Below are 25,810 nucleotides of genomic sequence, written 5' to 3'. Positions count from 1 at the left end.
GCCAGCATGCAGCATACGGTGACACCGGTCGGCATCGTCCGCTCCTGCTTCAAGGAAAAGTTCGCCATTCCGCGCCAGCCTCAGCTGGCGCCGGCAGCGCGGGCCGTGCTGGAGCTGCTGCCGCCGTTCGATCAAGGCGATGCCGTAGCGGGCCTGGAGCAGGTCAGCCACGTCTGGCTGCTGTTTCTGTTCCATCAGGCCCTTGAGGACAAGCCACGCTTGAAGGTCCGCCCGCCGCGCCTGGGCGGTAACAAGAGCATGGGTGTATTCGCCACCCGCGCCACCCATCGTCCGAACGGGATCGGTCAGTCGGTCGTGCGGCTGGAGGGCGTTGAAGCGGGGCGTTTGCTGCTGTCAGGGGTGGATCTGCTCGACGGTACGCCAGTGCTGGATATCAAGCCCTACGTGCCCTACGCCGATAGCCTCAGCGAAGCGACCAACACCATGGCCAGCGCTGCGCCGCCAGCGATCGCCGTGCACTGGAGCGACAGCGCCCTGCCCCAGGCCCGCGAACACGCGCTGCGCTTGCAGCAGCCACTGGTTGAGCTGATCGAGCAATGCCTGGCGCAGGATCCGCGCCCGGCTTATCAGGTGCCGCCCGCAGAGCGGGTGTATGGGGTGAAGCTTTGGGACGTGCAAGTGCGCTGGCACTACCCGCACCCCGAGCAGATTCGCGTGCTCGAAGTGGTCGCGGCCGACTGAGCCGACCCAGCCCCTTGAATGACCCACAAACAAACGCGGACCTGAGTCCGCGTTTGTTTGTGCTGCCTGCTGGATCACTTTTCGACGAAAGCACGCTCGATCAGGTAGTCGCCTGGCTCGCGCATGCGCGGGGACACCTTCAGGCCGAAGCTGTCGAGCACTTCGCTGGTTTCGTCGAGCATGCTCGGGCTGCCGCAGATCATCGCGCGGTCGTCCTCGGGGTTGATCGGCGGCAGGCCGATGTCGCTGAACAGCTTGCCACTGCGCATCAGGTCGGTCAGACGGCCCTGATTCTCGAACGGCTCGCGGGTCACGGTTGGGTAGTAGATCAGCTTGTCACGCACCGACTCACCGAAGAACTCGTTTTGCGGCAGGTGCTCGGTGATGAACTCGCGATAGGCGACTTCATTGACGTAACGCACGCCGTGAACCAGGATCACCTTTTCGAAACGCTCGTAGGTCTCCGGGTCCTGGATGACACTCATGAACGGTGCCAGGCCGGTGCCGGTGCTCAGCAGATACAGGTGCTTGCCGGGTTTGAGGTCATCGAGCACCAGCGTACCGGTAGGCTTTTTGCTGATGATGATCTCGTCGCCTTCCTTCAAGTGCTGCAGCTGCGAAGTCAGCGGGCCATCCGGCACCTTGATGCTGAAGAACTCCAGGTGCTCTTCCCAGTTGGGCGAGGCGATGGAATAGGCGCGCATGAGCGGACGGCCGTTGTCTTGTTGCAGGCCGATCATCACGAACTGACCGTTCTCGAAGCGCAGGCCCGGGTCGCGGGTGCACTTGAAGCTGAACAGGGTGTCGTTCCAGTGATGCACACTGAGGACACGTTCGTGGTTCATGTTGCTCATCGATGGGGCTCCTGAAAAAAACGCAGCGCGCAAGACGCGCAGTTGCGCGATAGTTTAGGGGCAGCGAGAATATCTGTTAACTGAATTATCAAGATATGTGTTATCGGTTATATAGATATGCGATTTACACTTCGTCAGCTCCAAGTATTCGTCGCCGTTGCCCAGCACCAGAGCGTGTCGCGGGCCGCCAGTGTCCTGGCGCTTTCGCAGTCGGCGGCCAGTACTTCCATTACCGAGTTGGAGCGTCAGTCCAGCTGCCAGCTGTTCGACCGGGCCGGCAAGCGCCTGGCACTGAATGCGCTCGGCCACCAGTTGCTGCCCCAGGCAGTGGCCCTGCTTGACCAGGCCAAGGAAATCGAAGACCTGCTCAACGGCAAGTCCGGCTTCGGCTCGCTGGCGGTGGGTGCCACCCTGACCATCGGCAATTACCTGGCAACGCTGCTGATCGGCAGTTTCATGCAGGTTCACCCGGAAAGCCAGGTCAAGCTGCATGTGCAGAATACCGCGCATATCGTGCATCAAGTCGCGCACTACGAAATTGATCTGGGTCTGATCGAGGGTGACTGCAGCCACCCGGACCTGGAAGTCCAACCGTGGGTTGAGGACGAGCTGGTGGTGTTCTGCGCGCCGCAGCACCCGCTGGCCACTGCCGGACGCGCCGACATCGAGGCGTTGTCCCAGGAAGCCTGGATTTTGCGCGAGCAGGGCTCGGGCACACGCCTGACCTTCGATCAGGCCATGCGTCATCACCGCACCAGCTTGAACATCCGTCTGGAGCTGGAGCACACCGAGGCGATCAAACGTGCGGTGGAGTCGGGCCTGGGCATTGGTTGCATCTCGCGCCTGGCCCTGCGTGATGCCTTTCGTCGTGGCAGCCTGGTTGCGGTCGAGACCCCGGAGCTGGACCTCATGCGCCAGTTCTACTTCATCTGGCACAAGCAGAAGTACCAGACTTCGGCGATGCGCGAGTTCCTTGAGCTATGCCGTAACTTCACTGCAGGGTTTACCCGCAGCGACGAAATCGTCCTGCCGCCCATCGCTTAGAGCAGAATCACCCCCCAGACCAGCGCGACCATGGTCAACGCCACGAACTGCGCGGCGCTGCCCATGTCCTTGGCGTTCTTGGATAACGGATGACGCTCCAGCGAGATGCGGTCGATGGTCGCCTCCACCGCCGAGTTGAACAACTCGACGATCAGGCCCAGCAGGCACACGGCGATCATGATCGCCCGTTCGGCGCGGCTGACCGGTAACCAGAAGGCGATCGGGATCAACAGCACGTTGAGCAGCACCAGCTGGCGGAACGCCGCTTCACCCTTGAACGCGGCGCGCAGCCCGTCCAGCGAGTAGCCTGCGGCGTTGAAAATGCGTTTCAGGCCAGTCTGGCCTTTGAATGGCGAAGGTGTCATGAGCATCACTTACCGACAAAAAAGGCCAGCAGACTAGTGCGGCAAGGGTCAAAAAAGCGTGAAGCGCGGGCGGTTCAGCTGCTGGCAACCGATTCAAGTTGTTGCAGAAGCAACGCGGCCTGGGTTCGGGTGCGCACGCCCAGCTTGCGGAAGATCGCCGTCACATGGGCCTTGATGGTCGCTTCAGACACATTCAGCTCGTAGGCGATCTGCTTGTTGAGCAAGCCTTCGCAGACCATGGTCAGCACGCGGAACTGCTGCGGCGTAAGGCTGGCCAGGCCTTCGCTGGCGGCCTTGGCTTCGGCAGAGACATCGACCTTCTCGAACGCCTGCGGTGGCCACCAGACTTCGCCATCGAGCACCTTGCGCACCGCGTCCTGGATCGTCTCCAGACCACTGGACTTGGGGATGAAGCCGCTGGCGCCGAACTCGCGGGATTTCACCACGACGGCCGCCTCCTCCTGAGCCGAGACCATCACCACCGGAATCTGCGGGTATTGCCCGCGCAGCAGCACCAGCCCGGAGAAGCCGTAGGCGCCTGGCATGTTGAGGTCGAGCAGGACCAGGTCCCAGTCGGCTTTTTCGCTCAGGCGGGTTTCCAGTTCGGCGATGCTCGCCACTTCGACCAGGCGCACATCGGCGCCCAGGCCCAGGGTCACGGCCTGGCGCAAGGCGCTGCGAAACAGCGGGTGGTCATCGGCAATCAGGACTTCGTATGTGGCCATCGATCTGTGGATCCTGTTCTATCCCAGGCGCATGCAGGGGTTCAGCGCCTGGCGGGGAATCGGCGCCAAGGATGCCGAGCACGGCCGCCGGTGGTCAAGCCAACCACTCGCCGTCTCGCCCACCCTGGCCAGCAGCCCGATCATTATGGCGCAAAGCCGCGCGCCTGCCCCTTGGACTATAGGAAGGTATGCAACCGTTGGTGGGTGGCATCCTGCTCATCGAGGGGCAGGCGCCGCTTGCCGCTCAGGTAGTGCAGACTGAAGACGTCCAGGTAGGCGTCCAGGGCCTGCGACGCTGTACTGTCGCCAGCCAGGTCCAGGCACATGGCCGCCACCTCGGCGGTGCAGAAGTGGTCGTCGCGTTTGGAACGACGCAAGCGATAGCGCGACATCTGCTCGGCCTGCAGGCTCAGTACCGGAAAGCGATCCAGATACGGGCTCTTGCGAAACATCTTGCGCGCTTCGGTCCAGGTGGCGTCCAGCAGAATGAACAGCGGGCGTTTGCCCGGCTGGCGGATCACCTCGGTGACCACCCGCTCCTGGGCGACGAATTCGCCTGGAAAGACGATAAAAGGCTGCCACTGCGGATCATCGAGCAGCGCCAGCAAGCGCTCGTCCACTGAGGTACGCAGCCAACCGAATGCCGAGGTGTCTTCGATCAGGTCGGCGATCAGCCAGCCGGTATTGGTCGGCTTCAATGGCTCGGTGTCGTGCATGAGCAGGCACACGCCGGCGTCGGCTTGCACCTTGGGCTTCCACTGGCACAGGCAGTGGGTGGCAATCACCCGGCAGTCGCTGCAGCGTTCGGCGCGCGAACCACGGGCGACAAAAGGTTTGATGCTACGGGCCAGACGCTCGGCGCGCAGGCGAGCTACTGCGTGGCTCATGCGGGCAAGCCTGGGGACGAATTGAACGTGGGCACTGCAAGGACTCGGCAGATACAAAGCGCCAGTCTACCAGAGCAAGGGCCATTTGACCGTGCAGCCCACTCGCCCAATCCCTATAATCGCTGGCAGCGGCCGCCGTGAACCGGCCTGTACCGCTGCGGTTTTCACGGAACGCCCGGCGCCGGCACATGTCGAAGCGCCAGTCATTGAACCAGGAGAGATTCATGCTGCGTGTTATCGTTCCGGCCCTGAGCCTGTTGCTCACCCTGCCACTGGCAGCCCAGGCGGCCTCCAAGCAGGAGTTCGAGCTCAACAAGATGCTGCAGAAGGTGGCCACGCAAAGCAGTGTCGGTACGCCACGCGCCATCAACGAAGACATTCTCGACCAGGGTTACACCGTCGAAGGCAAGGCGCTGGTCAATCACCTGAGCGTGCGCCCCGAACACGCCGCGCGCATGCAGGACAATCCGGCCCAGGTGCGCAGCCAGCTGGGTGACAGCGTATGCCGCAACAGCGGTTTTCGTAACTTGATGTCCAAAGGCGCGGTGATGGTCTACCGCTTCACGGTCTACAAGACCAATGAGCCCGTGATGGACCAGGCATTCGATGCCGCCAGCTGCACGGCCGGCAACAGCAAGAAGTGATCAGCTGACGCGCTCTCGCTCGGCGCGCCGGCTTTGTTCGTCGGCGCGCATTTCAGCCAGCAAGACCTGCAGGTAGTGTGACTGACATTGCAGCACTGCCAGCCTGCGCCGGCATTCAGCCTCCAGGCTCACATGATGGACCTGGGCGGCACTCTCCAACTGCTGATAGAGCTGCCCGTCCACTTCGATCACCAAGCGATGCATGACGCTACCTCGCGCATCGACACGTTTCGCTTTACCAGTTAACCAAACTCAACGCGCCCCAGGCGGCCGGCCGACGAGCGGCCAAGCGTTGCGCGTCTGCACGATCACCCGCAACGGTCTAGATTGATAGCGAAGACGCGGAAAAAAAAATGATGGACTGACACCTGCACCAAGGCCTTGCAGGCCTACTGCACTGCTCGAGACGCCTACTCGGGCCAGGCAGCCAGCGACACATGCAGTGTCGCGGCCGAGCCCCACCATCGGCTCGGTCAGAGGTTTTGCTGCAGAAGGAGACGCTTAATGCCCCATCAATCGAACGAACACTTGTTCAATCATTTCAAAGAGCACGGCATCGACCTGGCGGCGGTCGATCAACAGCTGCAACTGGTGGCCCCCGGCAGCCCGAACCTGCCGTTGTACCGCGATATGCTGCTGACGGTGCTGCGCATGGCACACGATGACAGCGACCGCTGGAGCGCCAAGATCACCCTGCAGGCCCTGCGCGAGCTGGACCATGCGTTCCGCACCCTGCAACGTTACCGCGGGCGGCGCAAGGTCACCGTGTTCGGCTCAGCGCGCACCCCCATGGAGCACCCGATGTACGCGTTGGCGCGCGAGCTTGGCGCGGCCTTGGCGCACGCCGAGCTGATGGTCATCACCGGCGCCGGGGGCGGGATCATGGCCGCCGCCCACGAGGGCGCTGGCAGCGATCATAGCCTGGGGTTCAATATCACCCTGCCCTTCGAGCAGCATGCCAATGCCACGGTCGATGGCACCGACCGCCTGCTGCCGTTTCATTTCTTCTTCATTCGCAAACTGTTTTTCGTCAAGGAGGCCGATGCCCTGGTGCTCTGCCCAGGCGGCTTTGGCACGCTGGATGAAGCCCTTGAAGTGCTGACGCTGATCCAGACCGGCAAAAGCCCGCTGGTGCCCGTGGTGCTGCTGGATTCGCCAGGCGGCACATTCTGGCAGGATTGTCTGGCCTTTATCAGCCGCCAACTGGAAGAGAATCGCTACATTCTCCCGAGCGACCTGAAGCTGGTACGGCTGGTCCACAGCGCCGACGACGCGGTCGAGGAAATCAATCAGTTCTACCGCAACTACCATTCCAGCCGCTGGCTGAACAATCAGTTCGTGATCCGCATGCAGCACCGGCTCAGCGAAGCCGCACTCGTCGATATCGAAGAAAACTTCGCCGACCTGCGCTTGAGTGGGCATTTCCAGCAACACGCCGACAGTGGCGCAGAACACGAAACCGGCAGCTATAGCCACCTGACCCGACTGACCTTTGCCTTCACCGGCCGCGATCAGGGGCGTTTGCGGGAGTTGATCGACTTCATCAACCTTTCGGAGAACTGGGCTAACCGCGAGCCCACGCACAGCACCCAGCGGGCGCGTGAGGCGCTGAAAGCCAGCTGAGATTGCGCAGGCAAAAAAATGGCCCCATGCCGTGTGAACGGCATTGGGGCCATTTACTGACGCGTCGTCTGGCTAATCGTCTAGATCGCGGCCGCTGAGCAGCCGCCCGATTAAATCCATAGGGAAGCCACGATAGGCCAGAAACCGGGTTTGCTGAGCGCGGCTCTTGGGATCGTGCGGGTACTGCCCAGCGAACTTGCGCTGCCACGTTTCTCGTAACAGCGCAGCCCAATCCAAGCCGCTTTCAGTCAGCGCCTGTGCGATGTCAGCGCGATCCAGACCCCGCTGACCAAGCTCTTCGCGAATGCGCGCTGGACCATACCCAGCGTTGGCGCGATAGCGAATGAAGCTTTCCAGATAGCGCGCCTCGCTAAGCAGCCCCTCCTCGGCCAGCCGATCGAGCGCAGGCTCGATCAACTCGTCCGGGGCGCCACGCTGACGCAGCTTGCGGGTCAGCTCGACGCGACCATGCTCGCGTCGCGCGAGCAGGTCCATGGCGGTCCGCCGGACAGCGACGGGAGTGTCGAGGACGACGGACATACCAACAGCTATCAGACGCCGGCTTCGGCGTCAGCCTTGTCTTCGGCTCCTGCCTCAGCGGCAGCAGCTTTGCCTGCAGCAGCGACGGCGCCCGAGTTCAGCAGCTTCTCGCGAATCTGGCGCTCGATCTCTGTGCCGATGGCCGGGTTTTCCTGCAGGTACTTGGCCGCGTTGGCTTTACCTTGGCCAATTTTGTTGCCTTGGTAGCTGTACCAGGCGCCGGATTTCTCGACCAGGCCCTGAGCCACGCCCAGGTCGATGATCTCGCCATTGCGGTAGATGCCTTTGCCGTAAAGAATCTGGAACTCGGCCTGACGGAACGGCGGCGAGACCTTGTTCTTGACGATTTTGACACGGGTTTCGCTACCCACCACCTCGTCGCCTTCTTTCACCGCGCCGGTACGACGGATGTCCAGACGAACCGAGGCATAGAACTTCAGCGCGTTACCACCGGTGGTGGTTTCCGGGCTGCCGAACATAACGCCGATCTTCATACGGATCTGGTTGATGAAGATGACCAGGCAGTTGGCGTTCTTGATGTTACCAGTGATCTTGCGCAGCGCCTGGGACATCAGGCGGGCCTGCAGGCCGACGTGCATGTCGCCCATCTCGCCTTCGATTTCCGCCTTGGGCACCAGGGCGGCCACGGAGTCGACGATGATCACATCGACAGCGTTGGAGCGCACCAGCATGTCGGTGATTTCCAGTGCCTGTTCGCCAGTGTCCGGCTGCGACACCAGCAGATCGTCGACGTTGACGCCCAGCTTGCCGGCGTACTCTGGATCGAGGGCGTGCTCGGCGTCGACGAAGGCGCAGGTGGCGCCGCTCTTCTGGGCTTCGGCGATGACCGACAGGGTCAGCGTGGTTTTACCCGAAGATTCCGGACCGTAGATTTCCACGATACGGCCTTTAGGCAAACCGCCAATACCCAAAGCAATGTCCAGGCCCAACGAGCCGGTGGAGATGGCAGGGATGGCCTGACGCTCATGGTCACCCATGCGCATGACAGCGCCTTTACCGAATTGGCGTTCGATTTGACCCAGGGCCGCAGCCAAGGCGCGCTTCTTGTTGTCGTCCATTGAAATCCTCACGTGTTCGACTTGGCCCTGATGGCCGGGAATACCTGTATAAGTAGCCAGTATTATTCCACAGGCAGGCGCGCGAGCAAACCCCTGTCGTCGATTTACTCGATGCCCAGGTGTAACAAGCCTTCTAATGCCGCGATCACCGTCTGCCGTCGCACCGCCTCGCGGTCACCGTCGAAGTGCCGGCGCTCGGCATGCACCTGCGGGCCATCGGCCCAGGCCAGCCAGACCGTGCCCACCGGCTTGGCGGGCGAGCCACCATCGGGCCCGGCAACGCCGCTGACCGCCACGGCAAAACGTGCGCCGCTGGCGGCCTGGGCGCCGCGGGCCATGGCTTCGACCACCTCGCGGCTGACCGCGCCCACCTCGGCGAATAGCGCGTGCGGTACCTGCAACTGGCGGGTCTTCTGCGCATTGGAATAGGTCACGTAGCCTGCCTCGAACCAGGCCGAACTGCCCGGCACACGGGTAATGGCCTCGGCGATCCCACCGCCGGTGCAGGATTCGGCGGTGGTTACCTGGGCATCGCGCTCGCGCAGATGCGCGCCCAGACGGGTGGAAAGGACGGTAATCGGGTCCATGGACGGTTCCTTGGGCTGGTCCTGGGGTGGGTGCAGACACCGTAGCATCAGTGTGCAGGAAGGGGGATAGCCGCCAGCGTGCTGCAGCTGCAGTCAGTGCCTGACGCCACTCACCTGCTGCACATACGCCTGGCAGGCGCGCAGCGCGATCAGTCCGCGGTCGCCTTCATCGGTGATGGCGATAATGCGTCGAGCATGCGCCGGCTCAAGTCCGGCACGTACGGTTGCATGATCCAGGCCGGTGGTGGCGGTGGCGGCAGGCACTGCACTGCAGAGGGCGCTGCGGTCGACCAGGACCGACAGGCGCAGATCGGCAGTAGCCAGGCGATCACGCAGGCGAGCCTGAGTCTGTTGCGCATCGGCGAGCTCCTTGAAATGACGGGTTTCGCTGTCTTGCAGGCGTTGCGCGAGGGCCTCGCGCTGGGTCTGGTCGGCACCCAGGCGGGCTGCCTGGGCAGCGGCCTGGGCCTGGGCCTGCTGCGCCAGCCGCTGTCCGTAGCGCCAATCCTGCAGGCGCCAGGTGAGGGCCACGCAAACGCCCAGCAAAAGCGCCATCAGGCCAGCGTGCACGCGGCTCAACACAGCACCTCGCGAGCCCGTGCCCACAGTTTCAGGCGCTCCTCCAGGCCGTTGAGACCGCCGTTGATGTGCCGCGTGATGCGGTTGAACGCGCCTTGGTCCGCCAGGGCATTGAGCCCGCGCGAATGCCAGAACCAGGCCGCTGACTCACAGGCCCAGCGCGGCTGCTCGAGCAATTGCGGTTGCGCGAGCAGGCGTTCGTCGCCGAACAGCGCGCGGCTGCAGGCCTGGTAGTTGTTGCGCCCGGTGACCTGGATCAGGCCACGCCCGCAATAGCGCTGACCATCGCCATCGGCTTGCGGTGTATTGCCCAGCCGCACGGCCAGCGGGCCTGTATCGTAGCGCGCCAGGTAACGGTCGCTGCCCAGCTCCTTGAGGTAACGGAACTGGGCGGACTCATGACCGACCTGGGCGATGAAGGCTGCCACGCGCCTGGGGTTGTCGATCTCCCAACGCGGCAATGTGGCGTTGAGTGCAGCCACGAAAACGCCCGCGACGGGGCGGGCGTTCGGCAGAATCTGCAGCAATTGCGTTTCGCTTAGCATGGGGTTACTCCTTCATGGCCCGCTCAACGGGCTTTGATCACCGCCTGGCCCGTTTGGGCTGCGCCTTTGGCGTTGGCCTTGCCGGCTTTGCCGCCGTTGGCTTGCACGGTAGTGGTCCAGCCCGAGCCGGTGAACAGTTGCTCGACCGAGTCGATCTGGTACTGCCCGTCCACGCCGGCAACGAACCCTTGCAAGTCGATGCTGCGTTCGGCGAACAGGTCGGTGCGTCCCGGCATGACCAGGCGCAACTGGGCGGTGTCGCGATTGAAGCTGGCCAGACGCGCCCGTGCGGCCTGCTCGGCGGCTGCGCGGTTGGGATACAGATGAGGGTCGGTGTGCACTGGGCGCTGGCCTTCGGCCGCCGCCTCATCGAGCAGTTCGACCGTTTTGCATTCGCCGCTGGCAGGGTCCTGATGACGAGTCCGCACAGCGCGGCGCGCCGCTTTGTCGTCCAGCCGCAGGTGCCACTGACTCACAGCGCTATGCTCGATGACCAGCACATCCAGCGGCTGACCGCTGGCGCTTTGCCCGCCCTGGCGCGGCAGCACCAGCAAGCGGCCCTCAGCGAGCTTGGCGGTACAGTCGTACTGACGCGCCAGGCGGGTGATGAAGTTGAAATCCGACTCATTGAGCTGATCGATCCGTGGCACCGGCGTCAGGACCGGGCAAGCCGCCTGCCAGCCATTGCGCGCGGCGATGTCGTTGACGATGCGTTGCAGCGGCTGCGCCTCCCAGCTGCCGCTGCGGATGCTTCTGCCCGTGCCGCGCAGGTCGCTGGCCTTGCCACGGATCACCAACGTGTCGGGCGGGCCCGAGAGTTCGACCTCATCGACCGTATAGCGCCCCAGGCGGGTCAGCGACTGGTCGGCGTAGCCCATGTGCAGCTCGATCAGCGCGCCGCGGGCGGGCAGTGCCAGCACCGCGTCGCGGGCATCGATGCGCAGTTCAAAGTCATCCGATTGCATGCCCGGTTTGTCGGTGGTGCGCAGCAGCAACAAGCGGTCGTTGATCAGCGCGGTGATTTCGCGGCCGTTGGCGTGAATGCGAAATTGCGGTCGCATGGCCTCAGTCCCACAGCTGCACGACGTTGGCCTGCGCCCGCGCCATGACCGGTAAGCGGATGCTCACGCCGGCGCGAAACGGCTGCGCTTGGTCAGCCAGGCCCTGATTGGCTTGCAGCACAGCCTCGACGCTACCGTCCAGGTGGCCGTAGTAGTGGTGGCAGAGGGTGTCGAGCAGATCGCCCTCAGACGTCTTGCAGGTCTTGTCCATAACTGACGAACTCCAGTGTGAAACCTTGTTTACGGGGAATGCCGCCAGCCAGCAGGGCACCCTGCTCTTCTTCGATGCTGGTCAGGCACCAGGTGCCCAGTACCTCGCCGTAGCCGGTGGTCAGGGTCAGGGGCAACAGCTGGCGGCCGACGCCGCGCAGCGCCTGCAGTTGACCCAAGCCCCCTTTGAAACCGGGGAATATGGCGCCGCGCAGGGTGATGGTTTCTTCGCCCAGGCTGACCGCTTGCTGCGCATTTTCCCGGCTCAGACGCTCTTGCCCGGCCCAGCGAAAGCGGGTTTGCCGGCGCAACTGGTCGAAGGCGGCGGTGTCGAGGTTGAAGTAATACGGCGCCGCGTTGGCGGCCAGCGGCTGCAGCACCAACAGGTGCGCATACGGCGTGACGGCCTCGGCGACAGGTGTTGCCAGCGGCGCCAAGCCCAGCGCCGAGAGCGCGCCGTTGGCCACCGCACGGGCATCGCCGAGCACCCGCCTCATGGCCGCGCCGACCTTGCCCAAATGCTCGGCAAAGACATTGACCCGGTCGCGTACCTTGCGCACCACTTCCACGGTCTGGTCGTACTTGCCGATCACGCGGTCGACACGCTGCTTGGCCGCGTCGATGGCGCGCAGGGTGCGTTGCAAACGCTGACCGATTTGTGGCCCGATCCAAGGCAGTGCCTCAAGTTCGCTGGCGGCCTCGCGGACATGGCCGACGGCCTGGTTCATCGGGCCGAGCATGGCATCGGCACGCCGACGCCCCTCCTCGCCTGCCCTGACCAGCGCATGCAAGCCGCCCTGCAGCTGTTCCAGGTAAGTCATGGCACCTCCTCATGGCTGTGGTTGATCGACCATCTGCACCGAGCGCGCCTGGCGCATGAGCTCATCGAGCACCCGCCGGACCGTCGCCTCCAGTTGCTGCACGGTGCCTGGATCATCGAGACTGTTGTTGAAGGTCACCGGCATGTTGGCGGTGAAGGTGAATTGCTGGTTGATGGTGGGCGGGTGGGTCGGCAGTGACTGATTGCTGGCAGGCAGTGCCGGCGCATAGGCAGGTAGCGCGTCCGTACCTGCAGCGGCGCTGCCGACTGCGCGTGCATCGGCCTGCGTTATGGCCGTGGCGGTTGCGCTTGCATGGGGTGTGGCAGTGGAAGTTGCGCTAGCGCTTGACGCGGGCAGACGACCGCTATCGACGGGGATCGGCAGCGCCGGCGTTGGCGTGCCGGATCGCTGTTGGGTCACCGCCGAAGGCTCACCACCGTGTACGGCCACCGCCCGGCCCAACCAGCTGCCAGCGGCTTCACCGCCCATGCTGCCCAACACCCCGCCGACGATGCCGCCCAGGGCCGTGCCGATTACCGGCAGCACCGCCGAGCCAATCGCCGCACCCGCCGCTGCACCGGCCAAGCTGCCACTCAGACCGCCGCCAGCACTGGCGTAACGTTCGATTTTCTCAGCGCGTGGGGCGTCGCTGTCATAGGTATCGAGCACCTCTAGGGAGGTGCCCACTACAGCAGCGAGAGGGACCCGCTTGAGCACACCGCCTGCGCCTGGAACCACCGAGCCGGCCAGGGCCAGCGCCTCCTGAGCCAGAGCGCTTTCGGCCGCGGGCTGTTGAACAGCGGGCGGCGCCACGCGTGCTTGCGGCGCCGCCTGACTGGCGATGCCTGGCTCAGCAGCACCCTGTTCGTCCTGCTGTGAGGGCGCAGGCGTGCTGGCCGGCGCAGTGGCCAATTTGAACAGGCCCGCACCGCCCAGGCCGCCCAGCGCTTCGCCTAGATACGCACCGACGTCGGCACCGTATTTCCGGGCCGCGCGGCTCTTGGTCAGGCGTGGCAACGCGGCGCCCAACAGTCGCCCGGCCATCTCGCCCAGCGCAGCGCCCACGCCCTGCGCACGCTCTTCGCCATCCTCTGCGGTGATCGACGCCTTGCCGACCTTGCCCAGCGTATCGACGCGGTGCGCCTGCCACTGTTCACGGGTGACCTTGGACAGGCGTCGGCGCGTGTTGCGCGGCAGGCCTTGCCCTTTGCGGTAAGCGGCAACCCCCGCCACGGTCAGGGCACCGGCGACCACACCCGCAGCCGCCCCGGTCGAGGTGGCTGATCGCTGCGGCGCTGGCGCAGCGCTGGGCATTGCATCGGCAGCGGTTGCAACATCATCGACAGGCACGCCCTGAGGATTGGGCTGCACATCGACGGGCGCGGTTACCCAGCCGTACAACATCCGCGCCGTTCGGGTTCCAAGCGCCTCGCCAAGATGGGCGCCAAGGGTGGCGCCGTGTCTTCGGGCGAAGCGATTCCTGCTCAACAAGGGCAGCGCGGCCCCCAGCACGCTGCCACCGATTTCACCGGCCGCAGCGCCGACGCCTTGGGCTCGCGCCTGGCCGTCCTCTCCTTCCAATAAAGCCTTGGCCGCCTTGCCAAGGGCGTCGACGCGGTGGGTGCGCCAGCTTGCACCTGCCACCCTGGCCATGCGTCGCTGGGTGGCGACGGGTTGCCGCTCGAGCACATGACGCGCACCTCTACGCACGCCATAGGTGGCAAGGCCAAGCCCCGCGACGGCAACCGCTCCTCGCCCCAGCAGCGCTGGCAAGGCAGCGGGCTGCGTGGCGACCGCCGCCGGCGCAGCTGCGTGGGCGGCAGCGACCGTGGTAGTGGCAGTGGCGGCCTGGGCAGAGGCTGACGTTGCATACGCGCGCCAGACCTCCACTGTAAGCCGTGCGTGCAACGGTTTGAGTTGCGCCAGACCGGCAATGACGCGGTCCAGCCTCTGATAATGCTGACGTAGGCGTTCGATTTGCGTGAGCTGTTCACGCAGTGGCTTGACCTGCGTCTGCTCGTGCGGCTGGCGCTCTGGATCCGCCGCTTGTTCGACCTGGTCCAGCTTGCCGAGCGCTACCCCCAAGTGCGCCACCTCGCCGATCAGCCTGCCGAGCCGGGTGCCCTCGGCTTGCCTGCGCAAGCGTTCGACATCCCGGCGCAGCAGCGCGATGGCATGGCCTAGCGGGTTGATCAGGGTGACGCCGAGCCCGAGCGGGAACACCAGTGTGTTCGCCATGGGTTTCTCCTGGTCACGGCGCGAGCCACCAGACCATGTCGCTGTACGACATGGTCATGATTTCGCTCGCGGAAAAGTTCAGCTCCTTGGCCAGCCGCCTTGCAGCGGCCTTTTGCCGAGCCGGATCAAAGTTCGTCGTCCTGCACCAGGCGAAAATAGCCGTTTTGCAAACGGCTGTAGTCTTTCAGTGCCAGGGCCTCGAGGTCCTTGATGCCGACTTCGGCCAGGGAGGCGAACAGGTTCAGTTCACGGGTTTCGTCATCACCGCCCGCACCGGCCTGGGCACTGCGAATATCGCGCACGGTCGGGGCGCGCAATGACAGGCTGTCGACCTGCACGCCATTGGCCTGGCTGGGACGCGACAGGCGCACGGTCACGCGGTCGGCGCCGAGGGTCAGCCACTGCGGTTGTTGCTTCGCTTGAGCCATGTTCATCTCCTCACAAACCCAGTGCCGCACGCTGGCTGGCCAACTGGTCGACGCCGTCGATGACCCGGCGCATGCCCAACGCATCGATCTCGTAGATCACCCGGCCATCGACTTCGAGCTTGTAGTAGCTGAGCCCGACGCTGTGCTTGATCTCGGCCTTGTCACCGGATTTCCAGTCGCCCATGTCGATCTCCTTGAGGGTGCCGCGCAGGGTGACCACCACTGGGTTGATCTTGCCTTTGAGGCCTTTGAAGGCACCGCGGAAGGTGCCGTTGAAGCCACTGCCATCGGCCAGGCCGAAAAACTTCAGCGCTTCGCGGCGCACACCGCTGGTGGTGAAGGCCGCTTCCTGTTTTTCCATGCCCAAGTCCATTTCCACGGGCATGTCCATGCCACCAGGACGGTGCTCTTCCATCTTCAGGGTGAGTTTGGGCAGGGTCAGGCTCGGTACATCGCCCTGGAAGCTGACGCCGTCGACGAACAGGTTCAGGTTGGCCAGGGTTTCGGGGATCATTGCCATGTGGTTGCGCTCCTCAAGCGGCGGAATCGAGAACTTCGGTCAGCCACTGGTTAGTGACTTCAACGCGGAAATTGGGGTTTTCGGCAGGCGGCACGTCGGTGAAACGAATGTTCCAGTACACCTTGCCCTGGTCCAGTTGGCTGGCGGTGTTCAGCTCGGTGTCGGCGAACACCTCGAAGTTGATGATCGCGCCCTGGTTCTTGAGGTCGCGCATGAACGCTTGCAGGCCCTCGGTGACGTCCTTGACGTAGGTGGCGGTGATGGCGCGGTCGACGGCCCATTTGTGGCCGTAGAGGATGGCGTCCATGACGATGTCCAGGGTGCGCACGCGGGTGACGAAGGCCCATTTCGGGTCGCTGGACAAGGTGCGGTTGCCCCACAGGCGGAAACCGTCGTCGCGGATGATGGTGGCGATGTTGGCGTTGTTCAGCAGGTTGGCGCGGCAGCTGTCGTCGCCATCGAGGAACTCCACAGGGCGGGTGGTCCCGGTAATACCGACGAACTCTTTGTTCGACGGCGAGGCCCAGAAGCCGTACTCGCTGTCGGTCCAGGCGAACAGGCCTGCGACCCAGGCCGAGGCCGGTGCATCGACGGTGGCCTCTTCAGCGTTGTCCCAGTACCGCACGCCTGGGTCGACCAGGAAGGCGCGCTTGGCGCCGAAGCCTGCTGCATAGGCAAGCGCTGCATCGTCCGTCGTGCGGGGTCCATCGAGAATCGCAACACCTCGCAGTTTGTCAGCCAGCGTAATGAGGGCAGTGCCAACGGCTTGGATAGAGCTGTAGCCAGGTGTGATCAGCAAGCGGGGCTGCGCATTGAAACGGCTTTTCCCGTCGAGCAACGCTTGAAGGCCAGTGCGCTTACCATCAGCCAGGACGCCGCCGATGATCGCCGAAGCTTGTTCCGCAGGGTCATCGTGCTTCTGGACACCACAAGCTACGATAACCGCTTTGCTGCGTACATAAATGGCCCGACAAGCTTTGGTTATCGCTGCTTCAGCGCCAAATGCATTAACGGCATCGCGTTCGCTGGTAATGAGGACCAGATCATCAACACCAGCTGTTACATCAGCACGGGGCTCAAATGTGTCCACAAGTCCGATGATCGAAGACGAGGGCAAAGCGATGTTGCGGGATCCGTTATTGACGTTGGTCACGGTAACGCCATGAAAAAAACCACTCATAAAGCCAATCTCCAGATGTGAGAAGGCCCCGCGTGCGGGGCCGTATGATATGAACGAGGTGTTAGGCGGGGCTTAGCGAATCTGTCCGCCAAGCCAGACTGCCAAAGCTTCATCATTGGGACTTGATGGCCATCGCAAATCGTTGGGCGCCAATGAGGCGATGCTCAAGCGATTCAATTCCACTCGATACAGCTTCCAAGCCTCTAATGCGGAGTTATCTGCCTCCGTGGCTACTCCAAGATCAGTGGCATCCTGCAGGGTGCTGATGCGCGCCAAGGCGTACTGATCGCTCAACGCTTGTCTGCTGTAGGCAACCTGACGGGCTGCTTTGGCGCGCAAGACCTCATCGGTTACCCATTGATCGACTACCCAATGGTCGAACGCCGACGTCGGTGCTTTCGTGGTGTAGCCGTCAGGCAATTCACCTAGATGCTCCCATCGTCGCGGCGTACCGTCATCAGTGCTGTATACGGTGGCGCCGCGGTGATCACGCGCCCACCGCCATTCTTGGCTTTCCAGATCGAGTATCGAGGCGAAGTGCTCGCGCACCTGGGGTGGGGCAACTCGGTGGCTAAAGGCAGGAAACAGCCATACACCGGGTTCTAACGGGCTTGGATCAGCCTGTGAAACGCAGAGATATTCCCCGGTCTCGCGATGGACGTTGCACAACGTAGGAGGTTCGATACCCGGCTCAAGCCACCAAGGCACAGGTTCCGATTGGGTTTCAAGGGCAGACGTGCCAAGAGCTTCTTCACATATATCAGTCATGGTTTCCTCAGTACTTGATGCAGGCCAGATAGGCTCGGTTAGCCATGCGTACCTCGTTGCCACCGCTTGGGTTGATGGTGAGGGTGTGGGTGTGGTTTCCTGAAACCGAAGTGGTCAGATTTTGCGTACCGTCGCTGAGTTGGTCGCCGAAGACCGCGTTGCCCCCCTCCGTCACGAACCCTGCGGTTATGCGCTCTCGGATGAATGTAGTGGTATGCGAATGCGCCCCGCCGCTGTTGGCGATACCGGCATGGGTATGCGATTCGTTCTGGCCAACTTGAGATGAAAAAAGTGTGCGCCCGGCATCAGCCGCATTGAGCCCGTCCGACCACGCACGATCAATAAGCTCCCGGTCATCAGGCAAGTTGAACGTAGTAGCACCGTCGCCGGCGCCGAACTGAGTGCCAATAACGGCAAACAAAGCCGAGTAGGTAGTGCGAGATACCAAGGCGCCATTGCGCTTAAGCCATCCTGCCGGCGGCGTGCTGCGCGCAAAATGAGCGACTTGCCCGACCAGGGCGGCCATCTGGACTTTCTTGTTGACCCACAACGTTGAGGCTGCGCGAGAGCTATTGTCATCATCGGGTGGCGATAACACCGAGGCACCCTGGCTCATGATGACAGCGCCAGTCGCCATATTGATCTGGAAAGGGCGAAGACTATTGAAATTGCCCGTCGCATTGCCGGCGTCGGTGAGCAGAATGTAATAGTTGGAATTGTCCACGCGCTGGATAACGCCGTAATTCCCGGCAGCATGGATGAATCGCTGAATATTATCTCCGCTGAATGAAGCTTCGCCTGTGAAACCTGGCGAGTCAGTACTCGCCAGGCTTTTCCAATTGCCCCAATTTCCCGCCGCCATGCGTCGGAAATAAACCGTGTCCAGCGCAGCACCCACCAGTGAGGGGATGAACATCTGTGCGCAGTACGTGCTGCCATCCATATATTGGAACGACAGCAAGTAACCGTTGGCAGATGACTGCCCTGAGGTCCCCACTGGACTGTTAATGGGGTTGATGCAATAGGCGATACCGCCTTGGGTTAGGGTATTGATGTCGATACCCGATTTGACATTGTAACCACCTATGCCAAATGACGACATCGCATCGGATACGACTTTACCTATCTCATTCAGCGTACCGCGCTGATTGATGAAGTAGTTCGTGGTTGACGCCTGTAATTCCATCCATTCGCCAGTTTGCAACAAAGCAGACGTGACGGTGTTGTTCTTCTCAAAGATCTTGCCTCCCGTCGGTGCATGGATGGTCACTACCCCTGCGCTGACATTACGGACCACATACGTTCCCCCCGAACCGGCCTCACTAGCGGGGGGCAAAGTCAAGGTTACTGGTGCGGTCACGTTGAAGGCGCTACCGGTCTGCGACCCAGACAAGCCGATATCTGCCCCTACCCCAATCACGTTTCCACCGTAACTGCGCTTGGATGCAGCGATTGCCTGCATCAGAGCGGCCATCGTGGCGATTTGCGCGGAGTTGGTACCCAGGGCAGCAGTCGGGGCAGTAGGTGTGCCCGTCAGCGAAGGCGACTCCAAGCGTCCTACCTGCTGCCATTGGCTCCACACCCCTGCCGCCTTGGTCCGCCAAAACAGGCGTGCGTTGCCAATGTTGCTGCTGCAACTGGCGGCAAGTTGGAAGCAGCCTGTCTGATTGAACTGAAGATGCAGCAGCGTCATCGAGGCAGCAGGAAAAGGCGAGTTGAACGCTGTACCTTCAGCTCTGTACATGCCGGTTTGATCAACCGTATTGAAATCATTAACGCCAACGCCGATGGTCGTTCCTAACCCAAACGCCTGCAGTGCAGCCTGTACAGCAGCCATCGTGGCAAGCTGGGTCGTGTTGATGCCTACAGGTGGTGTAGGCGCAGTAGGAGCGCCAATGAAACTCGGCGAATCCAACTCAGCAGTCTCTTTCAACTTGCCCCGCGCAACCACGAACCAAGCGGCGCCCGAAGAAGCCAGCTCGGCCCATTCGAACGGTTTTAGCGCAAGGCTGGAGGAGGTCGTTCCAGCGTCTACGATTGAACCACCTGAGGCCACGACAATCGTCTGCGTTGCGCCAGCCGATGGATTGCGCAACATCACCGACGCTCCATTACCGACGTCTGCGACTGCTGGTAGCGTCAAGGTAACCGGGCCTGTATTGAACTGCACAGCATTGCCGGTCTGTGCGGCGGTTAACGTCAAATTGCCGCCGACGCCGATGATCGCCGTTTTGAAATGCCGGGAGGCCGTCGATACTGCAGTCGCCAGTGCGCTCATGTTCGCCACTTGCAAGCCGGTACTGGCGGGGGAAGGCGTTGGTACTTCAGGCGCCCCTGAAAATTTCGGCGACGCTAACGTCGCTTTCTTCGCCAACTCGTTAACCATCGTGGTGGCGAAGTTTGGATCGTTGCCTATCGCAGCGGCCAGTTCCTTTAATGTATCCAGTGCGCTTGGGGCAGCATCCACTAAGCCGGATACAGCACTGGCAACGGCACCACTAATCGCTTGCGTGATCTCAGCCCGGCTATAAGTCTCCGCTTTAGTGAAGACGTCTGTCAGGCCATACCCCGCGACTGTTGTCGGGTTGGTCGCCGCCACCACACGTCCGTACTTATCGACTTGCACGCTCCGGTATGTAGCGGCAGCAACTCCAGTGCGCCCGAAAGCCATTTCAAAAGTGAGCCCGGTTACTCCCAGGCTGATCGGACCATCCGTTACCAGCTGCCAAGCGCTGTCACCGTTGACCGCACCTTTTTCAATCAATACCAGTAATCCAGGTGTCACCTTGGCGTTAGTGTTGGCATCGGCACTACGTGTCCAAGCACCTCCGGACACTACGGTATAAAGACCGTTTTCCTTGGCCGTAGCTTGGTTCTTCACCAGTACGCGAGCGCCGGCGCTTAGTGCTACACCGTCGATGGTTTGAAGGCCACTTAAGTTGATGCCAGCCGTAGTGGCGGCCAGCACGGAATGTTTGAAATCTTGACGAGCCAACTCTTCGGTTATCCACTCCCGAGTTGCCAACACGACGCTGGGATCAATTTTCAGGCTAATGGAAGCGGCGTTACTCACTACCAGACTCATGCGTAATACTTGGGTACGACCTGAGCCCTGCGAAAGCTTCGGTTTATAAGTAGGGGCGCAGTTTGCTACTGCAATCAGGTCGCCTGCTTCGTCGTAAAGACCAATCTCACGAATCCACTTGCCGCCAACATCAGCGGGGATGACTTGTTCAGCCACGATGATTGCTGGATTATTATCGTCCACTTTTAGCTGATTGAGCGGCGCTCTGCGCCACTCGTTGATCAAGCGCGTTTGGTTGGAATCGGGCGTAGGATCACCTCCGTTGCCGTCGCCTACACCCATTTGAGTGATATTCCAGGCAACGCCCAAGGCATCAGCATTGGCTTGCTTGGCGGCGCCCACGTTCGTGAGAATTGCGTAGAACTGCGTGTTCTGGTCAACCATGTGCAATTTCCAAAGTGTCGATAGTCGTTTCCCGGCCACCGCGTCCGATGACGCCGATGACCCGAATGTCGAGCAGTGCGGGGGGATATACCTCCAAGGTGTCACCCTCGCTCAAACTCACGCCCAGATAAAAACGGCCTGCTGCCTGCAGGCTGATTTGCAGGCCCACCATGTGCCGACTCACCGGCCGGGCGTCATCGAGCAAGGCTGAGAGTTCACGGTAAGTGTCTTCACTGATCCCGGTAGTCGACACACCAACCGTTAACGCGAAGGTCCCTGGTAGGCCTTGTGGCGCCATCCGCCACCACTCGACGGTTTCAATCAGATAGCCAAACGGCTCCACCACTCGGCGCAGCGCCCCGATGGTGCCCTTGTGCGCATGTACGAAAAACGCCGAGCGAATCACCGAGCGCTTGATCTCCTCGCTCCAGCTGTCTTCCCAGCGGTCCACCGACCAGGCCCAGGCGAGGTGATACAGCAGGTGCGCCGGGCAGTCGTCGGGGTTGTAGAGCAAGCGCAGGCTGGCCTTGAGATCTTCGTCGGCGGCCGCTTCGATGGCGCGCTCCAGCGCGGTGCGGTTGAGGGGCAGCAGGCTTTGCATGTCAGCTACCCCGCTTGAGGGTGAAGCCTTCGCACCAGGCCGCCTGGGCCTTGCTCGGGCGGATGTCGCTCCAGCCGCTGAGTTCGACGCGGCTGACCCCGTCGATGTGCAACTGCGCATCGATGCCCGAACGCGATACCTCCACGCCCAGTCGGCGACGCGGGTTGATCCAGGCCTGCAGACGGCGCTGACATTCGGCCAGGATCGCCTCGTATTCAGGGCCGTTGTCGGCCAGGTACAGCACGGCGTCGATGCGGTAAGGCAGGACCTGAGCACTGCGCACATTGAGGCGGTCGGCAACCGGGCGGATGTCGTCATCGTTAAGGTAGGCGGCGACCTGGGCCAGCAGTTCGGCACTGGCCTGGCCGTCGCCCTCCAGGCCCAGCACGGTGACATCCACCACTGCCGGCGACGGGCTTTCGGCGGTGGCGTCAGCCACCTGCCCCGAAGCGTTGCGGGCATGCAGGATGTAACTGTTGCGCGGACCTGCGGTGGTCAGGCCTTCATAGACCAACTGCACGCGCTCGCGCAGGGCATCGTCGGATTCCAGCATGGCCGGCACCGGCGGCACGCGGGTCAGGTCTTCGGCCTGAATCACCAGGCGCCGCACGCTGACGTTGGCGGCCAGTTGGTCAAGATCGGTGCCCTGGGCGTAGGCCAGCAGCAAGGCCTTGGCTGCATCGTTGATACGTGCCCGATTGAGCAGTTTGCGATAGGCGCCGACCTCGAGCAGCTTGGTCACCGGGTCGCTTTCCAGATCGGCCGTCCAGGCCTCGCCCAGGTACTGGCGAAAGGTCTGCAGATCGGCCGCATACAGGGTTTCGAAATCCACGTCCTCGAGCAACTGCGGGGCCGGTAGATTCGACAGGTCGACCTGGCTCATACGCTCACCTCCATGAGCGCTTGATCACCCAGGTAACGGCCGCTCAGGGCCAGACTGACCTGGCCATCGAGCACGGCGACGACCTTGACGCGTTGCAGTTGCAAACGCGGCTCCCAGCGGCCCAGCGCACGCGCTACCTCAGCCTGCACGGCGCTTTTCCAGCCGTCGGTGACGGGCAGGTCGACGAAACGGCGCAACTGGCTGCCATAGTCTGGTCGCATGCGCCGGCTGCCCAGCGGCGTGGTGAGAATGTCTTCGATGGACTGGCGCAGATGCTCGATGCCGGCCAGGGGCTGGCCGGTACGGCGGTCCATGCCGATCATGGTGCGCCTCCTGGGTCATGGCTATGCATGGCACTCTCCTGATGAAAAAAGAGCCCTTACGGGCTCGTTTCAATGTTTGTGATTAGCGGTGTTTCCGGCCGTGTCGACGATCCGCCCCGCGCCATGGATATCGCCGCTGACCTGCAGCGGCCCGTCGATGGCGACCTTGCCGGCAAGGCTGATCGCCGCCGCCTGCAGGCTGATTGCAGCGTCGCTGACCTGCACGGTGCTGGCGCCGACGGTAATGGTGGCGCTGCCGCCGGGCAGCTGGATGGCATAGTGGCTGGCCTGCCAGTCGTAGCTGAGCGACCCGCCATCGGCAAAACGCCAGACTTCGACGTGCTCGCGGTTGTCCGGCGCGTTGCCTGCAGTGCCATACAGGCCCGGCAGAAAGGTGCCCTGGGCCGGCTCTCCACTGGGGCTGAGCAGCACGCCCTGCTCGCCCAGACCGGGCGCTCGCCAATGCCGTGCCGGGCCTGCAGCCTGGGCATGCCAGCGCAGCCAGGCGCTGGTCCAGCCGCTGCCATCGGAGACCCGCACCCTGGCGGCGGCGAGGTCCACCGCCACCACCCGGCACGGAATCACCATGCACGCCAACATGCGGTCGTGCATGGCGCTGACGTAGCTCATGACAGCGCCTCGGGAGCGACGTAGTGCGTTTCATTGCCCAAGCCGATGTCCGGCGCAAAGCCCAGCACCAAACTGCCCGGGGGTTGATCCGGCCAGCTCCAGCGCGCATCGCCAAGCAGCACCGGCTGGTCCCAGCGCACGGTCCAGGCGCTGCCTTCGAATTGCGCCTGCACGTTGCGGCTGGCCTCGACGAAGTCCAGCGCCCAATGCTGCTGGCGCAGCAGGTCCATCAACTGTGCAGCGAGCAGGCTGCCCTGCAAGCGTGCTTCAGGGTTGGCACTGTCGGCGCTGATGTCGGCCTCGAATGTGGCAATCAGTACCGAACGCCCATCACGCGGCGCCGCATCGGCCGTCATGCGCACGATGCCATGGCGCAAGGCCGGGCGTTCAGGGGCGCTTCCTACAGCTGTGTAGGCATCAACCGATGCCAGCTCAGGAATCGCCTCGCGAATGGTGGCGGTCACTGCGGTGTGCAAGGTGGCCAATTCACTCATGCTCATACTCCTTTTCGTTCGTCGTCAGCCGCGTTGTCACGCAGCCCCAGGCGGCGGATCGCCCAGCGCTCATAAAGCCGCATGGCCACGTCGGCACCGCCAACGGCGGTCATGCAGCCCAGTGCACTGGCCGCCCAGATCGACACGCCGCCGGCATACAGCAACATCACTGTCGATACGCCGCAGGCCATGCAGGCCCCTGAGCGCAGCGCCAGCCTGCGCAGCAGCGACCAACCGGTGGCGCCGGCCTCGTCGGCTCGCCACATTTCACCGCTCAGGCCGCCCAGCAATGCCAGGACGATTACCAGCCAGAGCGGCATCTCCAGTAACGCTTGTTGCTCGGTCGTCACTGTCCTGTCTCCTGTGTGATGCCTGCTGGGGTGGCCTGCAGGCAGGTGGTGGGGGTATTGGCACGACTGTCTGCGTGCAGCAACTCGGCATTCCAAAAAGCCCGGCTTGCCAGGCTTTTCAGTAATGCGTGGTTCAACCGCCGGCCACGACTGGTGACGCCGCGCGGTTACGCTTCAAATTGATGACTCCGACCGCGGCTGCCTGCCCGCCAGATAACTGATCGTGGTGCTTTACGCTGCACACCCGGGCCAGTTGCCAACCCTCTGGACAGTTGAGGCCTGTCCATCGCTGCCTGTGTAACAACCGGTTTCTGTCCGGCTTGAGACACAGGCTATGCACTCATGCATATGCAGTCAATGCATTTTTTCATGTTTCTATGCGTTTTATTTTACTGATATGCATGCAGGCTATGCACACCGCGGTTTGTAGGAGTTTTCTGGGGACGAAAAAAAACCCGCCTTGGCGGGTGATGACGGTTACTTTTAGGGGGTAAGTAGGTTCGCCTTGGGCTGTGCAGCGCCTGCGCGATCGAGCGCCGCCCGCGCGGCGCATCGCGAGCTCTGCTCGCTCCTACGTTTGTTTGCGGCCAATTATCCTGTGCGATTTGCGCGCGTACGCCTTGGCGCATGGCGCGATATCGCGTCGTACTAACAAAGCGGTCGCGGCGCCTGTCACAAACGTTATTGGCCTGAAACAAACGGTAGGAGCGAGCGCAGCTCGCGATGCGCCGCGCGGGCGGCGCTCGATCGCCCAGACGCCCAATATGTCAAGCCATACCCTGATGCCCATACCCCCCAACCAACTGGCATCAACACAGGATCAACGGGCGTACATCCCCCACCAGAACACATGGCCAAGCAGACTGATCTGCTCGTCCTGCATTTGCTGGAAGCTGTAGTCTTCATCAGGGTGTTCGTCGCGATTGAAACTGCGCAGGCGAATGCCAGTGGGCAAACGATAAACCTGCTTCACACGCAATTGGCCATTGTGATTGATCGCATACAGGTCGCCATCGATGATGTCGCCGATCGAGCACTTGCCGGTATTGACCCCAACCGTTGCGCCATCGCGCAGCACCGGCAGCATGCTGTTGCCGCGCACCGTGACGCACTTGGCCTGGTCGAATTGCACCCCGTTATGACGCAGGCTCCGTTTGCCGAAGCGCAACCGTGCACGCTCGCTTTCTTCGATGACGAATCTTCCTGATCCAGCTGCCAATTCAACCTCGCGAAGAAAGGGTACCGACACCTCGTCATCCTCGACGGGGGTTTCGTCGTCCCACAGGCTGATGTCGCTGAGATGCGCATGACCTTGGACCTGCGCTGCAGGCTCGCGCGATTCGCCCAGTTCGGCGCGCCCGCGCAACTGCTCGGTACTGACAGCGAAATAGTCGGCGATCTTCGAGACATGTTTATCCGAAGGGTCGACGATCTTGCCGCTCAAGATGCGCGACAGCGTGGATTGAGGGATACCCGTACGCCGGTGCAGCTCTGTCGGCGACAGGCCGTGGCGATCGAGCAATGCTCTGAGGACGGAGGCTACGTTGCGTTTTTGCATAACGTGCATAATGCAGAGTTGCGTCAGCAAATGCAATACGTCTGCGCGCCTGCATCCGCGGCAAAAAGCCTGTACCATTGCCGGTTTCGAAATCGCCAACCA

General features: G+C 62.4%; 30 protein-coding genes and 1 pseudogene. 4 read left to right on the top strand and 27 right to left on the bottom strand.

What is annotated here, in order from left to right:
• Positions 1-6: 6 nt before the first annotated feature.
• Entirely contained in the window at positions 7-702 is a 696-nt protein-coding gene (gene tsaA, locus ACLEJW_RS02600) for a tRNA (N6-threonylcarbamoyladenosine(37)-N6)-methyltransferase TrmO (RefSeq protein ID WP_145185882.1), read from the top strand.
• A gap of 74 nt (positions 703-776) precedes the next feature.
• On the opposite strand, the gene fpr is transcribed toward tsaA, so the two are convergent.
• Positions 777-1,556, bottom strand: coding sequence for a ferredoxin-NADP reductase (fpr, locus tag ACLEJW_RS02595; RefSeq protein WP_079229370.1), 780 nt, complete (start codon positions 1,554-1,556; stop codon positions 777-779).
• A gap of 117 nt (positions 1,557-1,673) precedes the next feature.
• On the opposite strand from fpr, the gene finR reads away from it, so the two are divergent.
• The gene (finR, locus tag ACLEJW_RS02590; RefSeq protein ID WP_145185879.1) at positions 1,674-2,600 is read left to right on the top strand and encodes a LysR family transcriptional regulator FinR; all 927 of its coding nucleotides are present in this window, start codon (positions 1,674-1,676) and stop codon (positions 2,598-2,600) included.
• On the opposite strand, the gene ACLEJW_RS02585 is transcribed toward finR, so the two are convergent.
• The 3 genes from ACLEJW_RS02585 to ACLEJW_RS02575 all read right to left on the bottom strand — a co-directional run bounded on the left by ACLEJW_RS02585 (position 2,597) and on the right by ACLEJW_RS02575 (position 4,577).
• Positions 2,597-2,965, bottom strand: a complete 369-nt coding sequence (locus tag ACLEJW_RS02585; RefSeq protein ID WP_145185876.1) for a diacylglycerol kinase — start codon at positions 2,963-2,965, stop codon at positions 2,597-2,599. The genes finR and ACLEJW_RS02585 overlap by 4 nt on opposite strands.
• A 74-nt stretch (positions 2,966-3,039) precedes the next feature.
• Positions 3,040-3,690: a response regulator transcription factor ErdR gene (gene erdR, locus ACLEJW_RS02580; RefSeq protein ID WP_145185873.1), complete on the bottom strand. Its 651-nt coding sequence runs from the start codon at positions 3,688-3,690 to the stop codon at positions 3,040-3,042.
• Positions 3,691-3,866: 176 nt separating this feature from the next.
• A complete protein-coding gene (locus ACLEJW_RS02575) occupies positions 3,867-4,577 on the bottom strand; it encodes a tRNA-uridine aminocarboxypropyltransferase (RefSeq protein ID WP_145185871.1) in 711 nt (236 codons plus the stop codon).
• Positions 4,578-4,801: 224 nt separating this feature from the next.
• Here ACLEJW_RS02575 and ACLEJW_RS02570 point away from each other — a divergent pair, with 224 nt between their 5' ends.
• Complete coding sequence (locus ACLEJW_RS02570; protein ID WP_145185868.1) at positions 4,802-5,221, top strand: quorum-sensing-regulated virulence factor family protein; 420 nt, start codon at positions 4,802-4,804, stop codon at positions 5,219-5,221.
• Here ACLEJW_RS02570 and ACLEJW_RS02565 read toward each other — a convergent pair whose 3' ends face one another.
• Positions 5,222-5,425, bottom strand: a complete 204-nt coding sequence (locus tag ACLEJW_RS02565; RefSeq protein ID WP_313301017.1) for a hypothetical protein — start codon at positions 5,423-5,425, stop codon at positions 5,222-5,224. It abuts the gene before it with no gap.
• Between the two features lie 300 nt (positions 5,426-5,725).
• On the opposite strand from ACLEJW_RS02565, the gene ACLEJW_RS02560 reads away from it, so the two are divergent.
• Positions 5,726-6,844: an LOG family protein gene (locus ACLEJW_RS02560; protein WP_313455874.1), complete on the top strand. Its 1,119-nt coding sequence runs from the start codon at positions 5,726-5,728 to the stop codon at positions 6,842-6,844.
• 72 nt (positions 6,845-6,916) lie between these two features.
• On the opposite strand, the gene recX is transcribed toward ACLEJW_RS02560, so the two are convergent.
• The 22 genes and pseudogenes from recX to ACLEJW_RS02450 form a co-directional block, all read right to left on the bottom strand.
• Positions 6,917-7,384, bottom strand: coding sequence for a recombination regulator RecX (gene recX / locus ACLEJW_RS02555; RefSeq protein ID WP_145185859.1), 468 nt, complete (start codon positions 7,382-7,384; stop codon positions 6,917-6,919).
• 11 nt (positions 7,385-7,395) lie between these two features.
• The gene (gene recA / locus ACLEJW_RS02550) at positions 7,396-8,463 is read right to left on the bottom strand and encodes a recombinase RecA (protein WP_145185856.1); all 1,068 of its coding nucleotides are present in this window, start codon (positions 8,461-8,463) and stop codon (positions 7,396-7,398) included.
• Between the two features lie 104 nt (positions 8,464-8,567).
• A complete protein-coding gene (locus tag ACLEJW_RS02545) occupies positions 8,568-9,050 on the bottom strand; it encodes a CinA family protein (protein WP_145185853.1) in 483 nt (160 codons plus the stop codon).
• Between the two features lie 93 nt (positions 9,051-9,143).
• A complete protein-coding gene (locus ACLEJW_RS02540) occupies positions 9,144-9,605 on the bottom strand; it encodes a lysis system i-spanin subunit Rz (protein ID WP_313301053.1) in 462 nt (153 codons plus the stop codon).
• A gap of 20 nt (positions 9,606-9,625) precedes the next feature.
• A complete protein-coding gene (locus tag ACLEJW_RS02535; RefSeq protein WP_145185847.1) occupies positions 9,626-10,174 on the bottom strand; it encodes a glycoside hydrolase family 19 protein in 549 nt (182 codons plus the stop codon).
• Between the two features lie 23 nt (positions 10,175-10,197).
• Positions 10,198-11,235 (bottom strand): phage late control D family protein, encoded by a 1,038-nt coding sequence (locus ACLEJW_RS02530; RefSeq protein WP_313646893.1) that lies wholly within the window; start codon positions 11,233-11,235, stop codon positions 10,198-10,200.
• A 4-nt stretch (positions 11,236-11,239) separates the two neighbouring features.
• A complete protein-coding gene (locus ACLEJW_RS02525) occupies positions 11,240-11,446 on the bottom strand; it encodes a tail protein X (RefSeq protein WP_313301028.1) in 207 nt (68 codons plus the stop codon).
• Positions 11,421-12,266, bottom strand: coding sequence for a phage tail protein (locus ACLEJW_RS02520; protein WP_440776943.1), 846 nt, complete (start codon positions 12,264-12,266; stop codon positions 11,421-11,423). Before ACLEJW_RS02520 ends, ACLEJW_RS02525 begins: the two co-directional genes overlap by 26 nt.
• A 9-nt stretch (positions 12,267-12,275) precedes the next feature.
• Complete coding sequence (locus tag ACLEJW_RS02515; RefSeq protein ID WP_440776942.1) at positions 12,276-14,504, bottom strand: hypothetical protein; 2,229 nt, start codon at positions 14,502-14,504, stop codon at positions 12,276-12,278.
• Between the two features lie 125 nt (positions 14,505-14,629).
• Positions 14,630-14,932, bottom strand: coding sequence for a phage tail assembly protein (locus tag ACLEJW_RS02510; protein WP_145185832.1), 303 nt, complete (start codon positions 14,930-14,932; stop codon positions 14,630-14,632).
• A 10-nt stretch (positions 14,933-14,942) separates the two neighbouring features.
• Positions 14,943-15,452 (bottom strand): phage major tail tube protein, encoded by a 510-nt coding sequence (locus ACLEJW_RS02505; protein ID WP_313301036.1) that lies wholly within the window; start codon positions 15,450-15,452, stop codon positions 14,943-14,945.
• Positions 15,453-15,465: 13 nt separating this feature from the next.
• Positions 15,466-16,632: a phage tail sheath subtilisin-like domain-containing protein gene (locus tag ACLEJW_RS02500; RefSeq protein WP_440776941.1), complete on the bottom strand. Its 1,167-nt coding sequence runs from the start codon at positions 16,630-16,632 to the stop codon at positions 15,466-15,468.
• A gap of 72 nt (positions 16,633-16,704) precedes the next feature.
• Positions 16,705-17,400, bottom strand: a complete 696-nt coding sequence (locus tag ACLEJW_RS02495) for a tail fiber assembly protein (protein ID WP_313455895.1) — start codon at positions 17,398-17,400, stop codon at positions 16,705-16,707.
• 7 nt (positions 17,401-17,407) lie between these two features.
• Positions 17,408-18,262 (bottom strand): phage tail protein, encoded by an 855-nt coding sequence (locus tag ACLEJW_RS02490; protein WP_440776973.1) that lies wholly within the window; start codon positions 18,260-18,262, stop codon positions 17,408-17,410.
• A gap of 1,809 nt (positions 18,263-20,071) precedes the next feature.
• A pseudogene (locus ACLEJW_RS02485) lies at positions 20,072-20,869 on the bottom strand (phage tail protein); the annotation flags it as partial.
• Positions 20,862-21,470, bottom strand: a complete 609-nt coding sequence (locus ACLEJW_RS02480) for a phage tail protein I (protein ID WP_313301043.1) — start codon at positions 21,468-21,470, stop codon at positions 20,862-20,864. The gene ACLEJW_RS02480 and the pseudogene ACLEJW_RS02485, both read right to left, overlap by 8 nt.
• Position 21,471: 1 nt before the next feature.
• The gene (locus tag ACLEJW_RS02475) at positions 21,472-22,353 is read right to left on the bottom strand and encodes a baseplate assembly protein (RefSeq protein WP_440776940.1); all 882 of its coding nucleotides are present in this window, start codon (positions 22,351-22,353) and stop codon (positions 21,472-21,474) included.
• Positions 22,350-22,676 carry a GPW/gp25 family protein gene (locus ACLEJW_RS02470; protein WP_145185814.1) on the bottom strand — a complete coding sequence of 109 codons (327 nt, stop codon included), beginning with the start codon at positions 22,674-22,676 and terminating at the stop codon, positions 22,350-22,352. The genes ACLEJW_RS02475 and ACLEJW_RS02470 overlap by 4 nt, the downstream gene beginning before the upstream one ends.
• Before the next feature lie 69 nt (positions 22,677-22,745).
• The gene (locus tag ACLEJW_RS02465; RefSeq protein WP_440776939.1) at positions 22,746-23,306 is read right to left on the bottom strand and encodes a phage baseplate assembly protein V; all 561 of its coding nucleotides are present in this window, start codon (positions 23,304-23,306) and stop codon (positions 22,746-22,748) included.
• Positions 23,303-23,800, bottom strand: coding sequence for a hypothetical protein (locus tag ACLEJW_RS02460; RefSeq protein WP_313455904.1), 498 nt, complete (start codon positions 23,798-23,800; stop codon positions 23,303-23,305). Before ACLEJW_RS02460 ends, ACLEJW_RS02465 begins: the two co-directional genes overlap by 4 nt.
• Positions 23,801-23,802: 2 nt before the next feature.
• Entirely contained in the window at positions 23,803-24,150 is a 348-nt protein-coding gene (locus tag ACLEJW_RS02455) for a phage holin family protein (RefSeq protein ID WP_145185806.1), read from the bottom strand.
• A gap of 820 nt (positions 24,151-24,970) precedes the next feature.
• Positions 24,971-25,708, bottom strand: coding sequence for a LexA family transcriptional regulator (locus ACLEJW_RS02450; RefSeq protein WP_145185803.1), 738 nt, complete (start codon positions 25,706-25,708; stop codon positions 24,971-24,973).
• Positions 25,709-25,810 lie beyond the last annotated feature (102 nt).

It is taken from the genome of Pseudomonas sp. SMSB3, from assembly GCF_052041965.1.
GTDB lineage: Bacteria > Pseudomonadota > Gammaproteobacteria > Pseudomonadales > Pseudomonadaceae > Aquipseudomonas.
This window is presented reverse-complemented; position numbering and strand designations above follow the sequence as displayed.